General features: G+C 34.0%; 19 protein-coding genes and 1 pseudogene. 6 read left to right on the top strand and 14 right to left on the bottom strand.

Features of this window, described 5'->3' with window-relative positions; all coding sequences use genetic code 11:
• Nucleotides 1-136: 136 nt before the first annotated feature.
• Nucleotides 137-736 carry a sugar O-acetyltransferase gene (locus tag NST10_RS10675; RefSeq protein WP_000136482.1) on the bottom strand — a complete coding sequence of 200 codons (600 nt, stop codon included), beginning with the start codon at nt 734-736 and terminating at the stop codon, nt 137-139.
• A gap of 238 nt (nt 737-974) precedes the next feature.
• On the opposite strand from NST10_RS10675, the gene cwrA reads away from it, so the two are divergent.
• The 3 genes from cwrA to copZ all read left to right on the top strand — a co-directional run bounded on the left by cwrA (nt 975) and on the right by copZ (nt 4,565).
• The gene (cwrA, locus tag NST10_RS10670) at nt 975-1,166 is read left to right on the top strand and encodes a cell wall inhibition responsive protein CwrA (protein ID WP_001221404.1); all 192 of its coding nucleotides are present in this window, start codon (nt 975-977) and stop codon (nt 1,164-1,166) included.
• A gap of 239 nt (nt 1,167-1,405) precedes the next feature.
• Complete coding sequence (locus NST10_RS10665) at nt 1,406-3,814, top strand: heavy metal translocating P-type ATPase (protein WP_000024137.1); 2,409 nt, start codon at nt 1,406-1,408, stop codon at nt 3,812-3,814.
• Between the two features lie 544 nt (nt 3,815-4,358).
• Nucleotides 4,359-4,565, top strand: a complete 207-nt coding sequence (gene copZ, locus NST10_RS10660) for a copper chaperone CopZ (protein ID WP_000076662.1) — start codon at nt 4,359-4,361, stop codon at nt 4,563-4,565.
• A gap of 89 nt (nt 4,566-4,654) precedes the next feature.
• Here the strand turns inward: copZ and NST10_RS10655 are convergent, their stop codons facing one another.
• The 12 genes and pseudogenes from NST10_RS10655 to NST10_RS10600 form a co-directional block, all read right to left on the bottom strand.
• The gene (locus NST10_RS10655) at nt 4,655-5,653 is read right to left on the bottom strand and encodes a D-lactate dehydrogenase (protein ID WP_000161364.1); all 999 of its coding nucleotides are present in this window, start codon (nt 5,651-5,653) and stop codon (nt 4,655-4,657) included.
• Nucleotides 5,654-5,675: 22 nt separating this feature from the next.
• On the bottom strand, nt 5,676-6,830 hold the full coding sequence (locus tag NST10_RS10650; RefSeq protein WP_000625053.1) for an aminotransferase class I/II-fold pyridoxal phosphate-dependent enzyme: 1,155 nt from the start codon (nt 6,828-6,830) through the stop codon (nt 5,676-5,678).
• Between the two features lie 426 nt (nt 6,831-7,256).
• Nucleotides 7,257-8,765 (bottom strand): phytoene desaturase family protein, encoded by a 1,509-nt coding sequence (gene crtI / locus NST10_RS10645; protein ID WP_000686175.1) that lies wholly within the window; start codon nt 8,763-8,765, stop codon nt 7,257-7,259.
• A gap of 11 nt (nt 8,766-8,776) precedes the next feature.
• Nucleotides 8,777-9,640, bottom strand: a complete 864-nt coding sequence (crtM, locus tag NST10_RS10640; RefSeq protein WP_000178319.1) for a 4,4'-diapophytoene synthase CrtM — start codon at nt 9,638-9,640, stop codon at nt 8,777-8,779.
• A gap of 36 nt (nt 9,641-9,676) precedes the next feature.
• Nucleotides 9,677-10,804, bottom strand: coding sequence for a 4,4'-diaponeurosporenoate glycosyltransferase (crtQ, locus tag NST10_RS10635; protein ID WP_000871726.1), 1,128 nt, complete (start codon nt 10,802-10,804; stop codon nt 9,677-9,679).
• A gap of 5 nt (nt 10,805-10,809) precedes the next feature.
• Complete coding sequence (locus tag NST10_RS10630) at nt 10,810-12,303, bottom strand: NAD(P)/FAD-dependent oxidoreductase (RefSeq protein ID WP_000160442.1); 1,494 nt, start codon at nt 12,301-12,303, stop codon at nt 10,810-10,812.
• Complete coding sequence (crtO, locus tag NST10_RS10625; RefSeq protein ID WP_072386988.1) at nt 12,296-12,784, bottom strand: glycosyl-4,4'-diaponeurosporenoate acyltransferase; 489 nt, start codon at nt 12,782-12,784, stop codon at nt 12,296-12,298. Before crtO ends, NST10_RS10630 begins: the two co-directional genes overlap by 8 nt.
• Before the next feature lie 180 nt (nt 12,785-12,964).
• On the bottom strand, nt 12,965-13,732 hold the full coding sequence (locus NST10_RS10620) for a CHAP domain-containing protein (protein ID WP_000725226.1): 768 nt from the start codon (nt 13,730-13,732) through the stop codon (nt 12,965-12,967).
• 360 nt (nt 13,733-14,092) lie between these two features.
• On the bottom strand, nt 14,093-15,904 hold the full coding sequence (locus tag NST10_RS10615) for an acyltransferase family protein (RefSeq protein WP_000379825.1): 1,812 nt from the start codon (nt 15,902-15,904) through the stop codon (nt 14,093-14,095).
• Between the two features lie 686 nt (nt 15,905-16,590).
• Complete coding sequence (isaA, locus tag NST10_RS10610; protein ID WP_000751265.1) at nt 16,591-17,292, bottom strand: lytic transglycosylase IsaA; 702 nt, start codon at nt 17,290-17,292, stop codon at nt 16,591-16,593.
• A 607-nt stretch (nt 17,293-17,899) separates the two neighbouring features.
• Nucleotides 17,900-18,955, bottom strand: coding sequence for a PTS transporter subunit IIC (locus tag NST10_RS10605; protein ID WP_000200680.1), 1,056 nt, complete (start codon nt 18,953-18,955; stop codon nt 17,900-17,902).
• Between the two features lie 126 nt (nt 18,956-19,081).
• Nucleotides 19,082-19,211: pseudogene (locus tag NST10_RS10600) on the bottom strand (hypothetical protein).
• Nucleotides 19,212-19,365: 154 nt separating this feature from the next.
• Between NST10_RS10600 and NST10_RS10595 the strand changes: the two are divergent.
• The 3 genes from NST10_RS10595 to NST10_RS10585 all read left to right on the top strand — a co-directional run bounded on the left by NST10_RS10595 (nt 19,366) and on the right by NST10_RS10585 (nt 21,083).
• Complete coding sequence (locus tag NST10_RS10595) at nt 19,366-19,935, top strand: TetR/AcrR family transcriptional regulator (RefSeq protein WP_001791286.1); 570 nt, start codon at nt 19,366-19,368, stop codon at nt 19,933-19,935.
• Between the two features lie 197 nt (nt 19,936-20,132).
• On the top strand, nt 20,133-20,633 hold the full coding sequence (locus NST10_RS10590; protein ID WP_001794490.1) for a hypothetical protein: 501 nt from the start codon (nt 20,133-20,135) through the stop codon (nt 20,631-20,633).
• A gap of 219 nt (nt 20,634-20,852) precedes the next feature.
• Entirely contained in the window at nt 20,853-21,083 is a 231-nt protein-coding gene (locus tag NST10_RS10585) for a DUF896 domain-containing protein (protein WP_000697134.1), read from the top strand.
• 177 nt (nt 21,084-21,260) lie between these two features.
• Here NST10_RS10585 and NST10_RS10580 read toward each other — a convergent pair.
• Nucleotides 21,261-22,828, bottom strand: a protein-coding gene (locus NST10_RS10580) for an IS3-like element ISSau2 family transposase (protein ID WP_094409958.1) whose coding sequence is annotated in 2 segments (ribosomal slippage) — nt 21,261-22,153 and nt 22,153-22,828 — 1,569 coding nt in all. Because the reading frame shifts where the segments join, the coding sequence is not laid out codon by codon here.
• Nucleotides 22,829-22,890: the final 62 nt, after the last annotated feature.

Raw genomic sequence — 22,890 nt, 5'->3', positions numbered from 1 at the left:
TATAACATCATTTAAACTCATTTTACTATGAGTAAGGTCGGTTTTGCAATCGCTTTCATTTTTATGCTTTATCCCTTATTCTCAAGTATTTTGAAATTGATTGGTTACTTTTTAAAATTTAGAAGTGTCATGACAACTAATTTAGTGTTTCATCGTTCAATGCTTCTGATGGTACCTCATTATCAATTTTACGAACGACTTTACAAGGGTTTCCAACCGCTAAACTGTGTGGCGGAATATCTTTGGTGACAACACTACCAGCACCAATCACACTGCCTTCTCCAATCGTCACTCCCGGAAGCACGGCTACATGTCCGCCAAACCAAGTATTACTGCCAATATTAATTGGTCCTGCTTTTTCAAATCCTTCATTTCTATGATGAAAATTAAGTGGATGTGTTGCTGTGTAGAATCCACAATTAGGTCCTATAAAAACATTATCGCCAATTGTAATCTGTCCACCATCCATAAAATAACAATTGGTGTTTACATAGACATTTTTTCCTAGTTTAACGTTCCAACCATAATCTGTATCAAAAGGAATCGAAATACTTACATTGTCTGTTGTTGTTTGAAATAATTCATCGATTAATTCCTTTCTTTTATTTTTGTCACTCGGCTTTGTATGATTTAATTCAAAGCAAATATCTTTCGCTCGTGCACGTTCATTGATTAAGTCTTGATCAAAGTTTGCATCGTACCATTTTTCTGCTAACATTTTTTCTTTTTCAGTCATTACACCTTTCAACTCCTAATAACTTATTTACTTGTTTAATAGTTAATCAAATAAACATTCGCCTATGCAACTAATAAGCTATAACATTATGAAATCATAACCTTATCACTCTTATCTATACCATTCTCGCATCAAATACTGCTAAAGTAGTAGATAAATTCAATACTACAGACGCATTCATTTTTTAATCTATTAACGTAAAATGTGAGTAAGAGAAATATAAAGGAGTATGATAGCGATGAGAATATTAATTACAGGCACAGTTGCTATCTTAATCATTCTAGGTTTAGTTAAAACGATACAAGATTACGAAATGACAAACGACACAAGTCGTCAGTTGTCAGACAACAAAGATGACGATAAAGTCATCCATCTTAATAATTTCAAAAATTTACATGCGAAAGAATTTAACCCATCTGATTTCTTTTAAGTCACCTAAGAATTACAAATCCAGAAGTCATTTAAGTTTTACCTTTCATTCATACATCCTTTAATATTAATTACGACTTCTTTTATATAGATGCTAAATAGAGAGATTGTTGTGCAATGTTTGCACGGCAATCTCTCTTTTTCTTTTTAAAATTGGTAAAAGTAAAACGCAACGATTGACTTATATACCTATAGGGGGTACATTAGACGTGTAACAATGAATCACAGGGAGGCAATAATGTGGCTAATACGAAAAAAACAACATTAGATATCACTGGTATGACTTGTGCCGCATGTTCAAATCGTATCGAAAAGAAACTGAATAAACTTGATGACGTTAATGCCCAAGTGAATTTAACTACAGAGAAAGCAACTGTTGAGTATAACCCTGATCAACATGATGTCCAAGAATTTATTAATACGATTCAACATTTAGGTTACGGTGTCGCTGTAGAAACTGTCGAATTAGACATTACAGGCATGACTTGTGCTGCATGCTCAAGCCGTATTGAAAAAGTGTTAAATAAAATGGACGGCGTTCAAAATGCAACGGTCAATTTAACAACGGAGCAAGCTAAAGTTGACTATTATCCTGAAGAAACAGATGCTGATAAACTTGTCACTCGCATTCAAAAATTAGGTTATGACGCATCTATTAAAGATAATAATAGAGATCAAACGTCACGCAAAGCTGAAGCGCTACAACATAAATTGATTAAGCTTATCATATCAGCAGTATTATCTTTACCGCTATTAATGTTAATGTTTGTACATCTTTTCAATATGCATATACCAGCACTATTTACGAATCCATGGTTCCAATTTATTTTAGCTACACCTGTACAATTTATTATTGGATGGCAATTTTATGTAGGTGCTTATAAAAATTTAAGAAATGGTGGCGCCAATATGGATGTACTTGTTGCTGTTGGTACAAGTGCAGCATATTTTTACAGTATTTATGAAATGGTTCGTTGGCTAAATGGCTCAACAACACAACCGCATTTATACTTTGAAACAAGCGCCGTACTAATTACCTTAATCTTATTCGGTAAGTATTTAGAAGCTAGAGCGAAGTCTCAAACAACCAATGCGCTTGGCGAATTATTAAGTTTACAAGCTAAAGAAGCACGCATTTTAAAAGACGGTAATGAAGTGATGATTCCTCTAAATGAGGTACATGTTGGAGATACACTTATCGTTAAACCAGGTGAAAAGATACCTGTTGATGGCAAAATTATTAAAGGTATGACTGCCATCGACGAATCTATGTTAACAGGTGAATCTATCCCTGTTGAGAAGAATGTTGATGATACTGTAATTGGTTCAACGATGAACAAAAACGGTACTATTACTATGACAGCAACAAAAGTTGGCGGGGACACTGCATTGGCAAATATTATTAAAGTTGTCGAAGAAGCTCAAAGTTCTAAAGCGCCGATTCAGCGATTGGCAGATATTATTTCTGGTTATTTCGTTCCTATCGTTGTTGGTATCGCACTATTAACATTTATCGTGTGGATTACTTTAGTTACACCAGGTACATTTGAACCTGCACTTGTTGCGAGTATTTCCGTTCTCGTCATTGCTTGTCCATGCGCATTAGGACTTGCTACACCAACTTCTATTATGGTAGGTACTGGTCGCGCTGCTGAAAATGGTATTTTATTTAAAGGTGGCGAGTTTGTTGAACGCACACATCAAATTGATACCATCGTTTTAGATAAGACGGGTACCATTACAAATGGTTGTCCAGTCGTGACAGATTATCATGGTGACGATCAAACGCTACAACTACTTGCTACTGCTGAAAAAGATTCTGAACACCCATTGGCAGAAGCCATTGTCAATTATGCAAAAGAAAAGCAATTAACATTAACTGAGACAACAACATTTAAAGCAGTACCTGGCCATGGTATTGAAGCAACGATTGATCATCACCATATATTGGTTGGTAACCGTAAATTAATGGCTGACAATGATATTAGCTTGCCTAAGCATATTTCTGATGATTTAACACATTATGAACGAGATGGTAAAACTGCTATGCTCATTGCTGTTAATTATTCATTAACTGGTATCATCGCAGTGGCAGATACTGTAAAAGATCATGCCAAAGATGCTATAAAACAATTGCATGATATGGGCATTGAAGTTGCCATGTTAACTGGCGATAATAAAAACACTGCTCAAGCCATTGCAAAGCAAGTAGGCATAGATACTGTTATTGCAGATATTTTACCAGAAGAAAAAGCTGCACAAATAACGAAACTACAGCAACAAGGTAAGAAGGTTGCGATGGTTGGTGACGGTGTAAATGATGCACCTGCATTAGTTAAAGCTGATATCGGTATCGCCATTGGTACAGGTACAGAAGTTGCTATTGAAGCGGCTGATATTACTATTCTTGGTGGCGACTTGATGCTTATTCCTAAAGCCATTTATGCAAGTAAAGCAACCATTCGTAATATTCGTCAAAATCTATTTTGGGCATTCGGCTATAATATTGCCGGTATCCCTATAGCTGCATTAGGCTTACTTGCGCCATGGGTTGCTGGTGCTGCAATGGCACTAAGTTCAGTAAGTGTTGTCACAAACGCACTTAGATTGAAAAAGATGCGATTAGAACCACGCCGTAAAGATGCCTAGATTCCTTAATAATGAAGGATTCGTTGGTGATTCTGAGATAGGCTAGTGATTGGCTCTATAATGTCGCGGTTTACAGTTGGATCTTCGCTCCAACTGCATATATAGTTACACTTTTCGCTTGGCGAATTAGTGTATCTTGGGAGTGGGACAGAAATGATATTTTCGTAAAATTTATTTCGTCGTCCCACCCCAACTTGCATTGTCTGTAGAAATTGGGAATCCAATTTCTCTATGTTGGGGCCCCGCCGGCAAGGTTGACTAGAGTTGAAAAAAGCTTGTTACAAGCGTATTTTCGTTCAGTCAACTACTGCCAATATAACTTTGTAGAGCATTGAACATTGATTTATGTCTCAGACTCTACAATATTATTACAAATAATAAGTACACTATGGTTTACAGTTGGATCTTCGCTCCAACTGCATAAGAGCCACTAATTATTATAAATAATAAGTACACTATGGTTTACAGTTGGATCTTCGCTCCAACTGCATAAGAGCCACTAATTATTATAAATAATAAGTGGCTCTAAAAGGAGGTGAATGCTATGTCACAAGAAATTTTAAATGTTGAAGGTATGAGCTGTGGTCACTGCAAAAGTGCTGTTGAATCTGCATTAAATAATATTGACGGTGTCACTTCAGCTGAAGTTAACCTTGAAAATGGTCAAGTAAGTGTTCAATATGATGACAGTAAAGTTGCTGTATCTCAAATGAAAGACGCAATTGAAGATCAAGGTTACGATGTCGTTTAATTAGGCAATATTCAACGTCATCAACACCAAATTAAAAAATCGAACTGATGAGAATCCCAACAATCCAAATTATCTCATCAGTTCGATTTTTAATTTACTCGTAACCTAGTATCTCCAGTCTGCAATACATCTAATGTTGCATCTAATGCATCAACAATTAGATTTTCAACTGCAGCTTCAGTATAAAACGCAATATGTGGTGTTAATATGACATCTTCCCTGTCAATCAACGATTCTAACAATGGATCGTTCAGTGTTTTGCCCCTTTGATCACTTGGGAAAAGTTTGCGTTCAAATTCATACGTATCAAGTGCTGCACCTTTAATCACACCATTGTCTAATGCGTCTAATAAAGCCTTAGTATCTACTAAAGAACCTCTCGCACAATTGACAAATACTGCGTCCTTTTTAAAATGTTTAAATAATTCAGCATTAAATAGATAATGATTATATTTCGTTGCAGGTACATGTAATGTCACGATATCAGCACCTTCAACCGCTTCCTCAATCGTATCTTTGTAATCGACATACGTTGCAATTTTAGCATTAGGAAACGGGTCGTATGCGACCACATCACTTTGATAACCATTGGCAAATATATCGGCTACTACACGGCCAATTCGACCTGTACCAATAACAGCTACTTTTAAATCTTTAATGGATTTCGATAAAATAGTAGGTTCCCATCTAAAATCATGCTCTCGCACTTTCGTTTGAATTTGATTAAAATGACGAACCACATTAATAGCCTGGTTCACAGCAAACTCCGCAATTGAATTCGGAGAGTATGACGGCACATTTGACACAATCAAGTTATACTTGTTTGCTAACTCCAAATCATATGTGTCAAATCCAGCACTACGTTGTGCGATTTGTTTAATACCTAGTTCATTTAATCGTTTATAAACATGCTCTGATAATGGTATTTGTTGTGATAGCGATAAGCCATCATAACCAGCGACACCTTCAACATTGTCATCAGTTAATGCTTCTTTAGTAATATCTACCTCAACATGATGTTTCTCTGCCCACGCCTTGATATAAGGCATATCTTCATCACGTACACTCATGATTTTAATTTTTGTCATTTTAACATCACCCTTAACTTTATTATTCATATAAATATGCTAGTTCTGTTAATCTTATTGCAGCTTCGTCTAATTGCTGGTCATCTAACGCCAATGAGATTCTCACATAACGATTACCATTCTCTCCAAATGGTTTCCCTGGAGCAACAAGTATTGACTTCTCTTTCACTAAAAATTGCTCAAATTGCTCGCTGTCATAACCAGGCGGTGTTTCCAACCATACATATATGCCACCTTTAGCATGAAAAAATGGCAAATCAGCTTTTGTAAGCATGGCTTCGAATCGGTCACGACGTGCTTTAAATACATTGCTTTGTTCTTCTAAAAAATCATCATAATGATTCAAAGCATATATTGCGGCATCTTGTAATGCACCAAACATCCCAGCATTTGTGTGCGTTTGGTACTTTTTCAAAGCTTGAATCATATCTTTATTACCAACTGCAAAACCGACTCTAAAACCTGACATGTTATAACCTTTAGACAAGGAATAAATTTCAATCGCAACATCTTTCCCATTTTCCGAAGCAAGTATACTAGGATTTTTAGCGTCGAAACCGAAGGCACCATAAGCAAAATCATGCACGATTTTAGTGTCTGTATCTTTAAATTTAGCTATCGCTTCATCAAAAACTTCTTTCGTAGCTGTCGATCCAGTTGGATTATTTGGATACGTTAAATAAATGAGTTTTGTTTTATCTATTATTTTTGAATCAACTTTGGACCAATCTGGCAAATAATGCGGCGGTTCTAAATTAAGCGGAACAGGCTTGCCATCAGCTAAAAGTACACCTGCTAAATAATCAGTGTAGCCTGGGTCAGGTAGTAATACATAGTCTCCTGGATTGATAACACATGTTGGTACTGCCACTAATCCATTTTTTGTACCATATAAAATACATACTTCATCTTCTTTATCTAACGTCACATTATATTGTCTTTGATAAAAATCTACAATAGCTTGCTTGAACGCTTCTTTACCATGAAAAGCACCATATTTTTGATTTTCAGGAATAGTTAGTGCTTTTTGAAAATGATCAATAATACCTTGTGGCGTGGGCCCATCAGGGATTCCAACTGCCATATTAATTAATGGCAATGGTCCATGTTCGATTTTACGTCCCATCGTTTTCCCAAAATAACTATCAGGGATATTTGCTAATTTGTTAGAGATCATCAAATTCCTCCTCTATCATTAAACATAGCCTGGGCGACTATCATAATCCTAACAACTTGTATCACTCTCATTTAGATGGTTACAATGACATCGCCATTCACCGTTATCTTCAACAGATCTTATGACACACGTTGTATTGAATGAATTTATTTTCATTTTAGGTAGGTACAATATTATTGTCAATATTAGGAATTTTCAGATTAATATACGCTCAATCGTTAGGATTTAACTGCCATGCATATCCGCATGCGCAACCAGTTAGATATGCTTATATAAAGTATAACGCCCATCAAGGTACGTATTCAAACGTGAACCTTAACAGGCGTCATTCATTGTTAAATAAAACTTCTTAAGCACATACTTATTTCACTATGCCTTTTACGTTCCCCTTATACTTTTCTCACATCTTTCTCTTAGACTACTCCCTTACACGCCTTGCTCAATATCTTTAATCATTTCATCTACAGTTATTTTCGCACTCGTTAAGACAATAGGAACGCCTGCACCTGGATGCGTACTTGCACCTGCAAAATATAAATCTTTATAATCTCGCGATACATTTTGTGGACGATAATAATTACTTTGCGCTAAAGTTGGCATTAAACCGAATGCCGAACCAAATTTCGCATGATACGTTTGCTCAAAATCATTTGGCGTAAAGATTGTTTCTGAAACAATATGCGATTTTATATCTTCAAATACTTCAATAGTTGCTAATTTACGATAAATAACATCTTTTATTTGGTCTGTTAATGCTTCATCTGACCAATCGATTCCGCTACCTGTTTTAAGTTCTGGTGTTGGCATTAAAACATAAATACCTGTTTGTCCTTGTGGTGCAAGAGATTTGTCAGCAACCGCAGGAACATACACATAAATAGAAGGATCATGCGATAATCGCCCTTCAAATATTTCTTCAATGTTTCCTCTAAAATCATCTGCAAAAATAACATTATGAAGTCTCACTTGATCTGTCACATCAATATCTATACCGATATACATTAAAAATGCTGAACAAGAGTAATCTAAGTCTGCAATTTTATGTGGTGGATACTTTTTAATAGGTGCAAAATCTGGCATTAATGATTCCGCAACACTAGGGAAATCAGCCGTACATAAAATTTTATCAAATTTTCTTATGTCACCATTCACTTTTATCGCATCGGCTCGTTTGAATTTAGGATCAATAATAATTTGCTCAATTTCAGCATTAAGTTCAATATTAACGCCTAAATCTTTATTTAATTGCGCTAGCCCTTGAGCCATGCCATACATACCGCCTTTAATAAAATGCACACCAAACATCATTTCAATCATAGGAATAATTGAATATAGTGACGGGCCTCGTTTTGGATCAATTCCTATGTATAACGTTTGAAACGCTAAAAGCTTTTGTATCTTTTCGTTATCAATATAATGTTCAATTAGCTGATCTGCATGATTTAACGTTTTTAACTTAGCACCTTGCACAAGTGACGTCATATTATAAAAGTCACTTGGTTTGCGATACGTTCTTTCTAAGAAATAGCGACGTGCAATTTCATATTTTTTATAAACATCCGTTAAAAAGGACATAAAACCATGCGTTGAACCAGGTTCTATACTTTCTAGCATGTGCTGTAATTCAGCTAAATCTGTAGGCACCGTTATACAATCATCGCGGTCAAAATACACATCGTAAATATAACGTAATTGTCTCAATTCAATATAATCTTCATAATTTTTACCACACATTGTAAATACATCTTTATAAACATCTGGCATCATGACAATTGTGGGGCCCATATCAAATGTAAAGCCATCTTTCTTTAATTGATTCATACGCCCGCCTACATTATTATTTTTTTCAAATATCGTCACTTCATGACCTTGAGAAGCAATACGGGCTGCCGCTGCTAATCCTGTGACACCTGCACCAATCACTGCAATCTTCATTATTCAACCACCTATATTCTATGATATTTACTATTTATTTCATGAAACAACTTTGCTTTTTTCCTCTTCTCCACAAAAACACGTTCATGTAATGTATAGTTAGCCTGTCTCACTTCGTCCAGTATTTCAATATATATACGTGCTGCTAATTCTATGATTGGTTGTGCTTCAATACTAAATACTTTGATTTGATCCATAACATCTCGAAAATCTTTTTCTGCGATAGCTGCATAATATTCCCATAAGTCAATATAATGATTATTAACACCATTTTGGTACACTTCAGCAATATCAACTTCATATTGCTTTAATCGTTGCTTACTAAAATATATCCGTTCATTTTCAAAATCTTCACCGACATCTCTTAATATATTAATCAATTGCAACGATTCACCAAGCCTTCTTGCGACATCGTAAGTCTGATGCGTTTCATGATCACTTAAAATCGGCGTCAATACTTCACCTACTGTACCAGCAACACCATAACAATATCCGAATAATTCAGCGTCCGTTTCAAACATTGTAAAATGTTGATCTTTATATACAGTATCAATGAGATTATAGAAAGATTGAAAGGCGATATTTTTATGTTGTGCAACATGCTGAAGGGCCATCATGATTCTACGATCACTTTGAAAGTGATGATATTCATATGGGTATTTTTCAATAGATTGTATATCTTCTTTTATTTGATTTAAAAATTGAATATCGCCATAAACATCTATACTGTCATCAATTTTACGACACACAGCATAAATTGCCCAAACCGCTTTTCTTTGATCTTCTGGTAACAAGTCAAAAGCGTAAGAAAAGCTTTTTGAATGTTTCTTCATGATTTTATGACAATATTTAAAATTCATATCCATCATTGTCATACTAGTCCTCCTATATTGAAATGCCATTACCTTGATTTATTGTTCTTTAGATATAGAATATTGACGACCTTTCCATTCAACTACACCATAACGATGCGTTTGTTTCCAAGATTGGATGAAAATTTTAGTAAAAAACATAAATAACAATGGATGACATACCATTAATAAATTAGAAAATTGGCCGACCCTTCGATGCAGATAAATAAATTGTGTAGTATAGCTCAAGTAAACTGTTAACATTTTTCCTACAGACATTTGGCGATATTTTAAACTAAGACATAGCCCTAAAATACTCGCAATAGAACCGAACAACCACAACACAATTGCTGCCATGATCTTAGGCTTTGTGCCACCTGCCCCAGTCGACAAATGCTTTGTCCATCCTTCTTGTAATGACTGAAATCCTTCTTGATACATGCGAAATGCAACAAATGGAAATCCTTCATAAACTGTTACGGGCAATGATTGTGAAGTATATGCACTTCCTAAAGCAAATCCTTCAATAATATGACGGTTCGCACTTTTATGACCTCCAGTTGCATAATAATCTTCTTTATTTGTTAATGTCACCGGTCCAAATGCATGCTGGTTAGTCCGACCGTCGTCTAAGGTAGAAAATACATTCATACCAACGACTGTCATTAAATTAAATATTGCTGAAAACCCTTCGTAGAAACGCTTTGTTATATGATAAGGCTGTACGCTTAACAATCCTTTTTCACCTTGTAATTGATACTGATTAATCAACGCTTCAACAGCATCTTTCCTTAAGAAAGTTACATCAGCATCTACAAAAGCAATACGATTCGTACATGCATGCGTCACACCTTGATAACAAGCATGTGATTTCCCATACCATTTGCCGTCAGCATCATCAACAACATCTACTACAGTCGCACCATATGAACGCGCTACACATGCTGTTTCATCTGTCGATCCGTCATTCATAACAATGACATCTACTGGAACTTGCTGTTGTATTATCGAATGTAGTAAATGACCTATTCTTTTTTCTTCGTTTCTAGCCGGAATAATAATTGTTAATGCTTTATGATTGAAGTTCAGCGTTTTCGCCTTTAGCTGATGTCTACGATTAAATATCAATGCACCACACGCCATAGACATGGTCACTATTACTGTTAATATTCGTGATAACCATTTCATAGATATCACTTCCTATTCTTCGCTTCTCGCGCGTTTATTTTGTCTGCGACTTGTTGCCCACTTAATGTAACCATTGGCATGCCACCACCAGGATTTACTGATCCCCCTACAAAGTACAAGTTTTCAAAATACTGACTTTCTTTAGGAAATTTAAATCCTTTGTTTTTCTTTTTATCTGCTACAACACCATATATTGCACCACGATTAGAACGATAATTTTTTTCAATATCCTCCGGTGTCCAAACATCTTCATAAATAATGTGTTTTCTTAAATCAGTGAGTCCCATTTTTTCTAATTTATCCAAAATTTTATCCCTAAACTTCGCATAATCTTCAGTTGTAAAAGGCTGGTCTTGAATATATGGAATATGTGGTAAGACTTTGATATTTTCATAACCTACTGGCGCTTGTGTGTGATCAGTTTTATTCGTATTTACTAAATAAATGGTCGGATCATCTGGCAATACCTTTTCATGAAAAACTTGTTGATAATTGAGATAAGCATTTTCCGTAAAAAAGAAATTATGATGTGCTAATTGCGGGTATTGGCAAGCAACACCTAAATGCATCACATATCCTGAGCTTGCTGGCTCAAATTCCCGCTCTAATTTGTTTAATCGTTGAGTATCAAGGTGAAGTAAATATTTATAAGTAGGTATGACTTCCATATTTGAAATAATATAATCTGCCTTTACAAACTCACCTGTATCTAATCTGACACCCGTCACACATCTTTCATATGTTTTAATATTGTCCACACGTGTACCTGTATGAATTGTGACACCTTCTTCACGCGCTAGCTTTTCCAAGGCATTGGCTAAATGATGGATTCCACCTTCTACATACCAAAGGCCTTGCTCTTGTTGCATATGGAATAACATAGATAATACAGCTGGCGCATCGTACGATGAAGAACCTACATATTTGATAAAATAGCCTAACATTTGTCGCAAGTATGGATTCGAGATACGCTTGTCTATGGCCTGTTGCATAGTATGTACATAATCATAATTAATAAGTGCATTTAATGGCCCATGAAATTTAATAATTTGAGATAGTGTATCTAAACCATAGTTAAAATACCCTTTTTCAGTAATACGATCGATTCGTCTTGTATAATTCAAATAATTTTGCAGTTCCTCTATATCCTGTTTCGACAATATCGCATTATGCTGACCTGTTTCTTTAATACCTTCATACAAATCGATAGTCGTTCCATCTGGAAAAAAGCTACGCCATTGATGTGGCAATCGCTTGATTGTAACGTAGTCTGACATTTGCTTCTTGCTATATTCGAATAATTTTTCAAAAATATAAGGCATCGTTAAAATAGATGGACCTAAATCAAAGCCAAAGTCATCTGACTCATGACGATTCACTTTGCCTCCTATATGATTATTTTGTTCATATAATGAGACCGAATAGCCACTTTGTGCCATTCGAATTGCTGCAGAAATCCCACCTAAGCCACCACCAATAACGATGATATGTTTAGTCATGACGTTCACCTCTTCGTTTTAATATGCGTAGTAACTGCGTTAATCTCGGTCGATTATAGCGTTGCACAATAATGATTGGAACATTAGCTATCATTGCATAGAAAATATTTATATACTTTACTACACGAGGGCCTTTATTGAATATAATGACTGGAAGTATCGATATCCAATGAATCAACTCTGCCCTCTTTGTCTCTATAATCATTTTTTCGATTTCATCAATATTGATTGTCATTAAATGACGCTGATCATATATATTTCGATTAAGCTTATGACCATCTAAAATCTTATGCTTCCATTTTCTTACGTAAAACCATTTGTTCCAAAATTTTCCATGCTTCTCAAAGTTAAATGATTTAAATATTATATGCTTCTGACGAAAATACTTGTCAGGAATTCTTGTACCTAAATTTGCTATATTTAGTTGAACAATTAACCAATACATACTACAGAAAAATGCTGTTTTGATATATTTTTTCATGATTTTCATCTAAATTGAATCACTCTCAATCATACTGACATAGTATAAATTATCATTTTATTACTTAGTTCCCTAAAGATCAGTGAATAAACCGCTCTCATTTATATTTATATTTATATAAAACAAAAACGCCAATACTCTCATGTTAGAGAATATTGACGTCATTTGATTTACATTTGATTAATGAATGAAATTATATGAACCTGCTTGGTTTGCTGAAATTGTACGAGATGTAACCACACCAGCACCATGTCCATAGTTCATTTCTGAAACACGAACAGAACCGTTGCTGTTAACGCCTTCAACGTAAGCAACATGACCGTAATAGCCTTGTGTTGTTTGCATGATAGCACCAGCTTTTGGTGTATTGTTCACTGTATAGCCAGATGATGCAGCTGCGCTAGCCCAATTACTAGCATTGCCCCATGTTGAACCAATTTTCCCACCAACACGATCAAATACATAATAAGTACATTGTCCTGAAGTATATAAGTTACTTCCTGATGCATAACCATTAGAAATTGAACGACCATTTGAAGATGGCGCTGCAGTTGTAGTCACATGAACATTATTGCTTGTTGTGCTATAACTTGCACCTGAACCACCAGTGTAATAGTTATTTGTTGCTGTTTGGCTATTGTTTGTATAGTTATTGTATTGATATGAATGATTATAGTAGTTATTGTAAGATGCATTGTTATAACTATAAGTATTGTAGTTATTGTAATAGTATGTGTTGTTTTGCGTTAATTGACTTGGATTCCAATTTCCTGTCCAAGTGTAATGATAATTACCTTGTGCATCAATTGTATACGTATAGCTGTATGATTGAGCGTCATTAGAATTATATCCATTGTTATTTTGTTCTGCGGCTTGTGCATCATGTCCTGCAAATGCGATAGTGGCAAGTCCTGCTGTAGCGATTGTAGCTGTAACGATTTTTTTCATAATTAAATATCCTCCCAATAATCAAAACACTCTATACATATAGTCATTAGCGACTCAATTATTTTAAATTTTGTATTTTTTATTTTTTTAGTATGCAAATAATTATAACTTTTATAGTTTTGCGACAAAACAAACTATAACAGAGATTAGGTACCTTGTGGTCTTTGTTATCATAATGTAATCTGTTCCTAACAAAGCATCATTGAATGTAATATACCAATTAGAATGTTTACAACACTTTTTCTGCACCGTTAACATGGGATTTGAAAATAAAAAAGCACTAAACTTTTAATGAAATACATCCTTTTTGATAATAAATATCAGAAGTAATGTAATATTTCAAAAGTTTAGTGCATCAAATTATTTCTTATTTGTAGCATGTGTTTCCATCGTTTTTACAATCAAATCAGTCAGCGCTTTACTACCTGCATATTCTAAGTGAATACCGTCATATGCAAAGTACTCCGGATGACCTGCAGAAGCTTTATACCAATCGACTAGATGTACATTAGAGCGCTTTTCAGCTGCCTCATAAATTAATTTATTTATTCTACCTTCATAATCTCTAGGTACTCTAATAGAAACTAAATATATGTCTGCTTTTCCAAAACTATCCAATAGTTCATTTAATTGATCTTTCGTAAATGCCCCATTTGTACCAAGCTCTACTACAACTTTTTGACCTTTTTTAGCATAGTCTTTATATTGCGATTTCACAATTGGTGTAGCATCAACGAGTTGCCGTCCAACTTTACCATCAATTTGTGCATTTGGTATTTTCTTAGTAAAGACATTACCAATATCCACCATAACCGAGTCACCAATTAATAGTGGTGATGACTTTTTAATATCCTCTTTACTATTCGCCGTCTGCTTATCCTCTTGCTTATCTTTTTTAACGACCTTTTTCTTCGTTGTTTTAAATTCCGTCTTCTTCTCTTTCTTCTCAGCTTCATGTTGTTTACCAAGCGCATCAAATTGCCCACTGAGAACGATGATAGATGGAATCAATAATAAGATAACTAACACAGTTCTAGCAAATTGACTCTTCTTTTTAGGTAAAAATGCAAAAGCTTTAAATCCTTTTTTACGTATAGGTGTTTCAATAAAGCGATACGAAATTTCAGCCATTAACGCTGTTAACAAAATTTCTATAATATAAACGTATACCGGTATTTGTCCTTGTACGTAATAACTGTTCACAAAAACAATGATAGGATAATGCCATAAATATAAGCTATATGATCGTTTACCTATAATTAGTAAAGGTTTCATACTTAAAAATTTAGCAAATAAACTAGAAGGATGTACCGCAATCGCAATAATGAATAAAGTTGCAAATGATATAATGTAAAATCCTCCATTATAGATCCATTGATCTTGGTCTCCAACTATAAAGAACAAAGTCATTAGAACCGCAAAACCAGATATCCCTATAATATCTAATGATACGACAATCTTTTTAGAAATATCTTTTTTCAAAGCAAACGGAGGCCAAATAAATGCTAATATACAACCAAGCAATAAAGTTTGCAGTCGTGTATCTGTCCCAAAATACACACGTGAATTATCTCCAGTGATGAAATGAATCACTATCATAAGTCCTAAAGAAATCAACGATACAATAAATAGCGTTTGAATAATATTTCTCGGTTTAAATCTATGTAATAAGAACGTGATAACCAATGGGAAAAGCAAGTAAAATTGTTCTTCAATGGCTAAAGACCATAAATGTTTGAGTGGTTCAATAGCAAATTGGTTAAAATAATCTACATTCTGTGAAATGTACCACCAGTTTGAAACATAGAATATAGCTGCAATAGCATCTCGTTTCATTTGTATAATCAATTCCGGTTTAAATATCAAGGTGAACGTAAGCACGACACAGATTAAAAATAACACTGCCGGAATGAGTCGTTTCAATCGTCGCTTCCAAAACTCTAGCAAATCGATTTTTTGCGTCCGATAATACTCACTTATCAACAAACTTGTTATTAAATAACCTGAAATAACGAAGAATGTATCTACTCCTAAAAAGCCCCCACTTAACCATTGTGCATTCAAGTGATAAATAATGATTCCTATAACTGCGAATGCCCTCAATCCATCTAATCCGGGTAAGTATCGCGGGGAATACATTTTTTCTAAACGTTTAAAGTCTTTTGTATCCATGTTAATAAACGCCCCATTTATTTTTCTCTATTTTGTAGCATATCACAATATTTTTGAAAATAAAATATTGCACTGATTTTCATTAATTGATTTAACCCTTAATTAAGATAGTTTTAAATTTTTTATTAAGTAGAAAACAATTATTACAGTTAATTTCATTACTGCAAACCACATATAAATTTGTCGATTTTACTACATAACATAGATTATCATAGATTCTTGAATTTTTAGCAAAATAACTGTTATTTTCATTATATTTTTACAAAAAAAGGTTCGTTTTATATTTTATGCATCTTACTGTAACAGAATCATTAAGATATGCTATTCGGAATTTACTTTTTCAAAATTTCTATAATGAATAAATTACCGCGCACTGTTATTAAAATATATACACGGTGATATCTTTCCACCTCTCTTTCAAATTTAACCATATGAAATGACAAATACTCACTCCATATTGAAGTATTTGTGTAAAAAGAATCATGGTATATTGTATATTTCGCCTTATTCTAATTTAATAGTAACATTAATTCTTCTATCATGACATTAAAATCGTCAGGAATAATAAAATAACATCCTAACCTATGAATCAGACTTTAATTTCTAATAAAAAAACTCTCCCCAATTTCTATGGGAAGAGCTATATATTTAATGTTTAAACATTACTTTTATTTATTATGAAGGAATTAGAATCCCCAAGCACCTAAACCTTGTGCTTTGTATGCTTTAACAGCTGCGTTGATTTGTTGGTCAACAGTGTTTGTTGGGCCCCAACCTGGCATAGTTTGGAATAAACCTGAAGCACCTGATGGGTTGTAAGCATTTACTTGACCATTTGATTCACGAGCGATGATTGCAGCCCATGTAGAAGCTGGAACACCAGTACGTTGAGCCATGATTTGAGCTGCTGATGAACCAGTAGCACCTGCAGTATTACCATTGCTTAATCTCACTGAACTTGAAGTAGTTGAAGTGCTGTAGTTATGGTAAGTTGGAGCTGAAACAGCTTCAACGTTTGAGTTACTTGATTGTGCATTGTAGCTTACTGATTGTACATTTGAACCTTGGTTGTATGAAGTAGTGTAGTCTGCACCTGCAACGTTTGAGAAACCAGCAGTTTGACCATTAGCTGCTTCATAGCTCCATGACCATGTAGTACCATTTGAAGTAAAGTTATATTGGAAACCATCTTTTACAAAGTGGATGTCATATGCACCATCTTTGATTGGAGCTGCATTTAATTGATCTTGATGATTATGCGCTAAGTCAACTAAGTGTGCTTGATCAACGTTTACTTCAGCAGCGTGTGCTTGATGTCCTGTACCTGCTGCGTAACCTGTTACACCTAATGCCACTGCTAATGATGATGCCATAATTGTCTTTTTCATAGTAAAAAATCCTCCAGTAATAATTGTAAGTTTATGTTTTTAGTAATTATATTTTGAATTTGAATGTCGTAGTGCAAGTTTAAATTGTCTTTTATTTCTTTCAACGGTACTCACTATATCATAAAAAAGTAGCAAGTAAATTACACTTTCTTTACAAAACATTACAATATCAGGTGTTATTTGTAATGTTGAAATATGGTTGTTTTATACTGTAATGTGAAATATGTTTCTTTTAGAATCTAATCAATCCTTGAAATAAGCATAAATGCATAAGTTTTTTACTATATTTAGCTCAACTATTACAGCTTTCGTAATATTACAGATTGTATTTTTGTTACACGCCTGTAACATTACCGTCATCAAATATAACTTAAATTGATTAATTAAACACAATTAAAAAGCAATCAATACATAGATTCCCTCACATGTATTGATTGCTATTATTGTTATATATTCAAAGTTTTAAAACACATATCTTTTGTGTATTGACTTATCTTTTATAAGCACAAATAAACTGCAGCTCAATTATATTGCTAAACTTTATTCTCGCAATTCACAATAACATTAAATAATTTTTGGTCTAATATTTTCAAAAAACATATTGTCCTTATCCCATGAATTTAAAAATATCATTAGTATATAAACGAAACACTTTACGATAAATGATATCTGCAAGCCAAGCTGTTACAAATGGTACAACAAAGAACGCTACTACAATTAGTAAGACACTCAACCAAGCAGAATCAACCTCCATAAATTTAAATGCATTAATCGGTCCTACCATTCCTATAAAACCAAATCCAGCTGACTCTTTCGTTCCATGAATACCTACTAATGCTGATACCAAGCCTGATACAATGGCTGTCGTCAATATTGGTAACATAAGAATTGGATATTTCACCATATTAGGTATCATCATTTTAACGCCTCCAAAGAAGACGGATAACGGCACCCCTAAACGATTTACTTTACTTGTACCAATTATCAATACTGCTTCAGTCGCGGAAATACCAATTGACGCTGATCCAGCTGCTAAACCTGTAATACCTATCGCAAAGGCAATGGCCACAGTTGATAGTGGCGAAATAATAATAAGACTAAATACCATTGAAATCAAAATACTCATGACAATTGGTTGTAATTCTGTAAAACCATTAACCATATTACCGATGGCTGTTGTAATCATTTTCGTATACGGCAATATTAAAATACCAATTGCACCTGAAATACCGCCAACAACTGTTGGGAATACAATCAAAGCCATACTACCTACACGATGTTGAATAAGTAAAATGAACAACACTGCAATCGCTGCTGTAATCATTGTATTAATTAAATCACCAATACCCGTAATCATCCAAGCACCATTTTTAAACTGCGCTGCACCGCTTCCTACATATGCTGCACTTGCCACAACAGCAATTGCTAATGGCGATAGGTCAAATTTCATGGCAACCAATGCACCAATCAAAGCAGGTACTGTAAATTGAATTGCAACGACAACGCCTAATAACGTTTTAAAAATCGGATGATAATCCATAAAGTATTTAAAAATTTCTCCAAGTATCGCATTAGGAACTAAACCCGCAACAATACCTATGGCGACACCTGATAAAACTCTAAATATAAAATCTTTGGGTGTAATTGTTTTAATTGATGTCATAATATCATCCTTCCATTTATGTATATACATCTTTATGCAAATAATAAAGAGCCTTAAGTTATAAGCTGCCACTAGCTTAAATTCTAAGATGTGCATGCCGATGTTGTTATATTTAGGCTAGCAGTATCATCTATAACTCAAGACTATGAAAAATAGTATATCACAAAATTCTGAATTTTTAGATAAAGAAATTGGCAATTTTTCAATCATATTGTTACAATACACTTTTTATTTTATCTTCATTTTTAAAATCCATTAATATAATAGAAGAAAGACATTCAAATGCTTACCAAAAAGATACATTATTTGTTAGGAGCGTATCAGCACTTACATATCATCAACACAATTGACAACATAATAGAAGATACTGATAATAAGTGTTAAAACAACAGATGTTAGGTAGTGAACAAATGACGGAAAGTAAATCCATAGATCCAAGAATCGTTAGAACCAAACAATTGCTTGTCGATGCTTTTCTTAAAATTTCTAGAGAAAAGAAATTGTCTCAAATTACAGTTAAAGATATCACTGATATTGCTACGTTAAATCGTGCAACATTTTACGCTCATTTCACTGATAAAGAAGACCTCCTAGACTACACATTGTCTGTAACCATTTTAAAAGACTTGAATGATAACTTGAGCATTTCTAATGTCATTAATGAAAAGGTACTGCGTAATATTTTCATTTCAATTGCGAGTTATATCAAAGATGCTGCAAAGTCTTGCGAATTAAATAGTGAAGCATTTTGCAACAAAGCACATCAACGTATTAATAATGAATTAGAAGATATTTTTGCGATTATGTTAGAAAACAGCTACCCAGAGCATCAACGAGATATCATTGTAAATAGTGGGAGTTTTTTAGCAGCTGGTATATCAGGCTTAGCATTACATTGGTTTAACACGAGTCAAGAAACAGCCGATGTGTTTATCGATCGCAACCTTCCATTTTTAATTCATCATATAGCACATTTTTAATAAAACTTGGTATTTAGTCATGCATCTTGAAATCACTATGTGACTTAGGTTCATACTTGTACACACAATAAAATTTAACGTATTACGATTGATTAGCCGTGTCTAGGACATAAATCAACGTCCTATACTCTACAAAGCCATATTGGCAGTCGTTAACTGAATGAAAATAAGCTTGTCATTAAAACATATAGATTTTAGTGACAAGCATTTTTGTTTTTGCGTACTTAAACAACACTTCAGGCAATATGTTGTTTAGGCAACAAATGATATGTCCGTGTTTATTGGCAAACGTACGACATAGTAGTATAGTATGTCTAAACAACACATGTCGCATAGTTGATACGCGTTGTTTAAATACTAAGATAGGAGGGATTGGCGTGAGCGAGACAGATGAACCTCAAGGGTTTGAACACACGCATAACAGATTAAATATTAATCAGAATAGTCAGAGTCTAATGACATTCATTACAAGTAAATTGAAGTCGAAGTTGAAGCAGCACATAATAATTGCTCGTGGTAATAAGCGAATCGACTATCGACTGTCGTATAACTTTTACACTACGTATTATGATAATGTAGAAATCAAGAAAATCGACTGTGAATATACCTATGCGATGGCCATTGCAATTTTAATAAGACACACGATGTCATTCGACAATGCTCATTTCTTTGCTCAGTTACGTCATCCTGTCTTATAAAACAACATTGCAGACATGTATATCAAACGGCACTTCAATAACATCACTTTGCCGTCGTACTACTATTAAAATCGTGTCTCAAACCCCTTATTTTAATTCCAAAAATCTGCTGGTCAAAAGACCCAGAAACTAAAAACATTACTGAATGTGTTGATAAATTACCTGATAGAAATAATCTCAAAATATATCAACACTTGATTCTAAGGAGGATATGACAATATGAAAATTTTAGATAGAATTAATGAACTTGCAAATAAAGAAAAAGTACAACCACTTACTGTAGCTGAAAAACAAGAACAACATGCATTGCGCCAAGACTACTTAAGCATGATCCGGGGACAAGTATTAACAACATTTTCCACAATAAAAGTGGTTGATCCAATCGGTCAGGATGTCACACCAGATAAAGTTTATGATCTTCGCCAACAATACGGTTATATTCAAAATTAATATTTGCTCACGAGGTATTGCACTTAAGGTGCCAACTGACCTCATAAACAAAGCCCATACTGATTGAAGACACTAATGTGTCGCACCATGTCTCTTACGACATGCGCACATTACGCTTTGAACTGCACCCAGTCTAGTAGACAATTAAATAATTAAAATTAATGGTTGGTTTTGTTGTTATACAGAATCAGCCATTTTTAATGTAATTCTTTCATGATTAAAGAAAAGAATAAAATCATGAATTGTTTTTGTAGCTTCTTCTACACTATTAAATTTAAAGTGCTTATTTCCTCTAAAAATTTCACTTTTTATTGTACCCCATACACCTTCCATTGGACCGTTATCGATACATTTGCTAACACGTGACATACTTTGAATCATGCCACATTCATCCAACATATGTTTAAATGTTTTCGATGTATATTGAAAACCTCGGTCACTATGAAATAAAATACCTTTGGTATTTTCTACTTTTTCTATCGCTTGATTGAATGTTTTAAATACTAATTGATTATTGTTAGAAGGGCCTAGCTCATAACTAACAATACGTTTAGCACCTAAGTCATAAATGGCACTCAAATATATCTTACTACCTTCTTTGATTTTAAATTCTGTTACATCTGTTAACCAAACTTTATTTGGCGTATCAATGTCAAATTGTCGATTAAGCTTATTTTCTGATGTGATTTGTGGCGTTGAACGTCGATAAGGTTTTCGCTTTTGACGTATTACTGCTTTTAAATTAAGTTCTTTCATCAAACGATAAATTCGCTTTCGGTTTACTTGTTTACCTAGTTTTAAGCGAATATAGATATAAATGCGACGATAGCCATAAATACCATTATACTTATGATAGATTGATTCTATTTCTCGCTTAAGCTGTTCATTCTCTAATTCAAGTTCACTCGATTGATAATGTACCCACTTATAATAACTCGCTCTAGAAATGCCTAAAATACGACACAAGCGTTGGATAGGGTATTGATGTTTTAACGCTTCGATCGTTTTGTATGCCGTGATTTGTTTTCTCTTTGAATCATCTCTCTTTCCAATGCTTGAAACTTTTTTAAAACGTCATTTTCCATCTCTAATAATCGATTTTGTGCTTTTAATGCTTGAATTTCAGCTTCTTTTTGTTCTTCTGGCGTCATCATAGATTTGGGTTTTCCTTTGCCTCTGCCATCTACTAATCCATTTTTACCATGTGCTTGATACTTATGAACCCACTGGTAAATTTGACCGTATGAGATATTAAAGTGTTCTGCAACTTCTCTATAAGATTGTTTATGATTCAAGTAATATTCAACAATTGTTACACGTTCTTCAAATGTGGTTTTTCTTGCTTTCATGATATACACCCCAGTTTTAGGAGATTGATTCTTAATCTCTTTTCCTACAGTATACATTTTTATCCAATTTTTGACTTGTGTCGAACTACGAATATTGTATTTGATTGCGATGTCTTGGGTTGATTGATTTGAATTCAAATATTCATTTACAACTTTTAATTTTAGTTCCTTTGAATAGTGATTGTATTGTTTTTGTGTAAGTAGTGTTTCAATACCATGGGTTTTATAATATTTATACTTAGGATACAAAGTATTGACATTAATATCTAATTGTAATGTATCGATTAAGTATTGAAACGACACGCCTTTTTCATATTCTTGAAACATATATAGCAGTACATCTATGTCTACTTTAGGTTTTATTGACATAAATAAAGCTCCCTTCAAAGTTTTCATTTTTTCAATGTCTACTTTGAAGGGAGCATTTCACTTCATCTCTGTATGGGCTTTTTATTTAT

Source organism: Staphylococcus sp. FSL W8-0305 (assembly GCF_037966415.1).
Classification (GTDB): domain Bacteria; phylum Bacillota; class Bacilli; order Staphylococcales; family Staphylococcaceae; genus Staphylococcus; species Staphylococcus aureus.
Note: the sequence above shows the minus strand (reverse complement) of the source record. Positions and strands in the feature narration are given on the sequence as shown.

Coding starts and splice junctions, on each gene's coding strand:
- crtI (WP_000686175.1), bottom strand. CDS start 8,765: ATGAAGATTGCAGTGATTGGTGCAGGTGTCACAGGATTAGCAGCGGCA.
- copZ (WP_000076662.1), top strand. CDS start 4,359: ATGTCACAAGAAATTTTAAATGTTGAAGGTATGAGCTGTGGTCACTGC.
- NST10_RS10605 (WP_000200680.1), bottom strand. CDS start 18,955: ATGACATCAATTAAAACAATTACACCCAAAGATTTTATATTTAGAGTT.
- crtM (WP_000178319.1), bottom strand. CDS start 9,640: ATGACAATGATGGATATGAATTTTAAATATTGTCATAAAATCATGAAG.
- NST10_RS10585 (WP_000697134.1), top strand. CDS start 20,853: ATGAAAATTTTAGATAGAATTAATGAACTTGCAAATAAAGAAAAAGTA.
- NST10_RS10655 (WP_000161364.1), bottom strand. CDS start 5,653: ATGACAAAAATTAAAATCATGAGTGTACGTGATGAAGATATGCCTTAT.
- NST10_RS10650 (WP_000625053.1), bottom strand. CDS start 6,830: ATGATCTCTAACAAATTAGCAAATATCCCTGATAGTTATTTTGGGAAA.
- NST10_RS10595 (WP_001791286.1), top strand. CDS start 19,366: ATGACGGAAAGTAAATCCATAGATCCAAGAATCGTTAGAACCAAACAA.
- NST10_RS10620 (WP_000725226.1), bottom strand. CDS start 13,732: ATGAAAAAAATCGTTACAGCTACAATCGCTACAGCAGGACTTGCCACT.
- crtQ (WP_000871726.1), bottom strand. CDS start 10,804: ATGAAATGGTTATCACGAATATTAACAGTAATAGTGACCATGTCTATG.
- isaA (WP_000751265.1), bottom strand. CDS start 17,292: ATGAAAAAGACAATTATGGCATCATCATTAGCAGTGGCATTAGGTGTA.
- cwrA (WP_001221404.1), top strand. CDS start 975: ATGAGAATATTAATTACAGGCACAGTTGCTATCTTAATCATTCTAGGT.
- crtO (WP_072386988.1), bottom strand. CDS start 12,784: ATGAAAAAATATATCAAAACAGCATTTTTCTGTAGTATGTATTGGTTA.
- NST10_RS10615 (WP_000379825.1), bottom strand. CDS start 15,904: ATGGATACAAAAGACTTTAAACGTTTAGAAAAAATGTATTCCCCGCGA.
- NST10_RS10630 (WP_000160442.1), bottom strand. CDS start 12,303: ATGACTAAACATATCATCGTTATTGGTGGTGGCTTAGGTGGGATTTCT.
- NST10_RS10675 (WP_000136482.1), bottom strand. CDS start 736: ATGACTGAAAAAGAAAAAATGTTAGCAGAAAAATGGTACGATGCAAAC.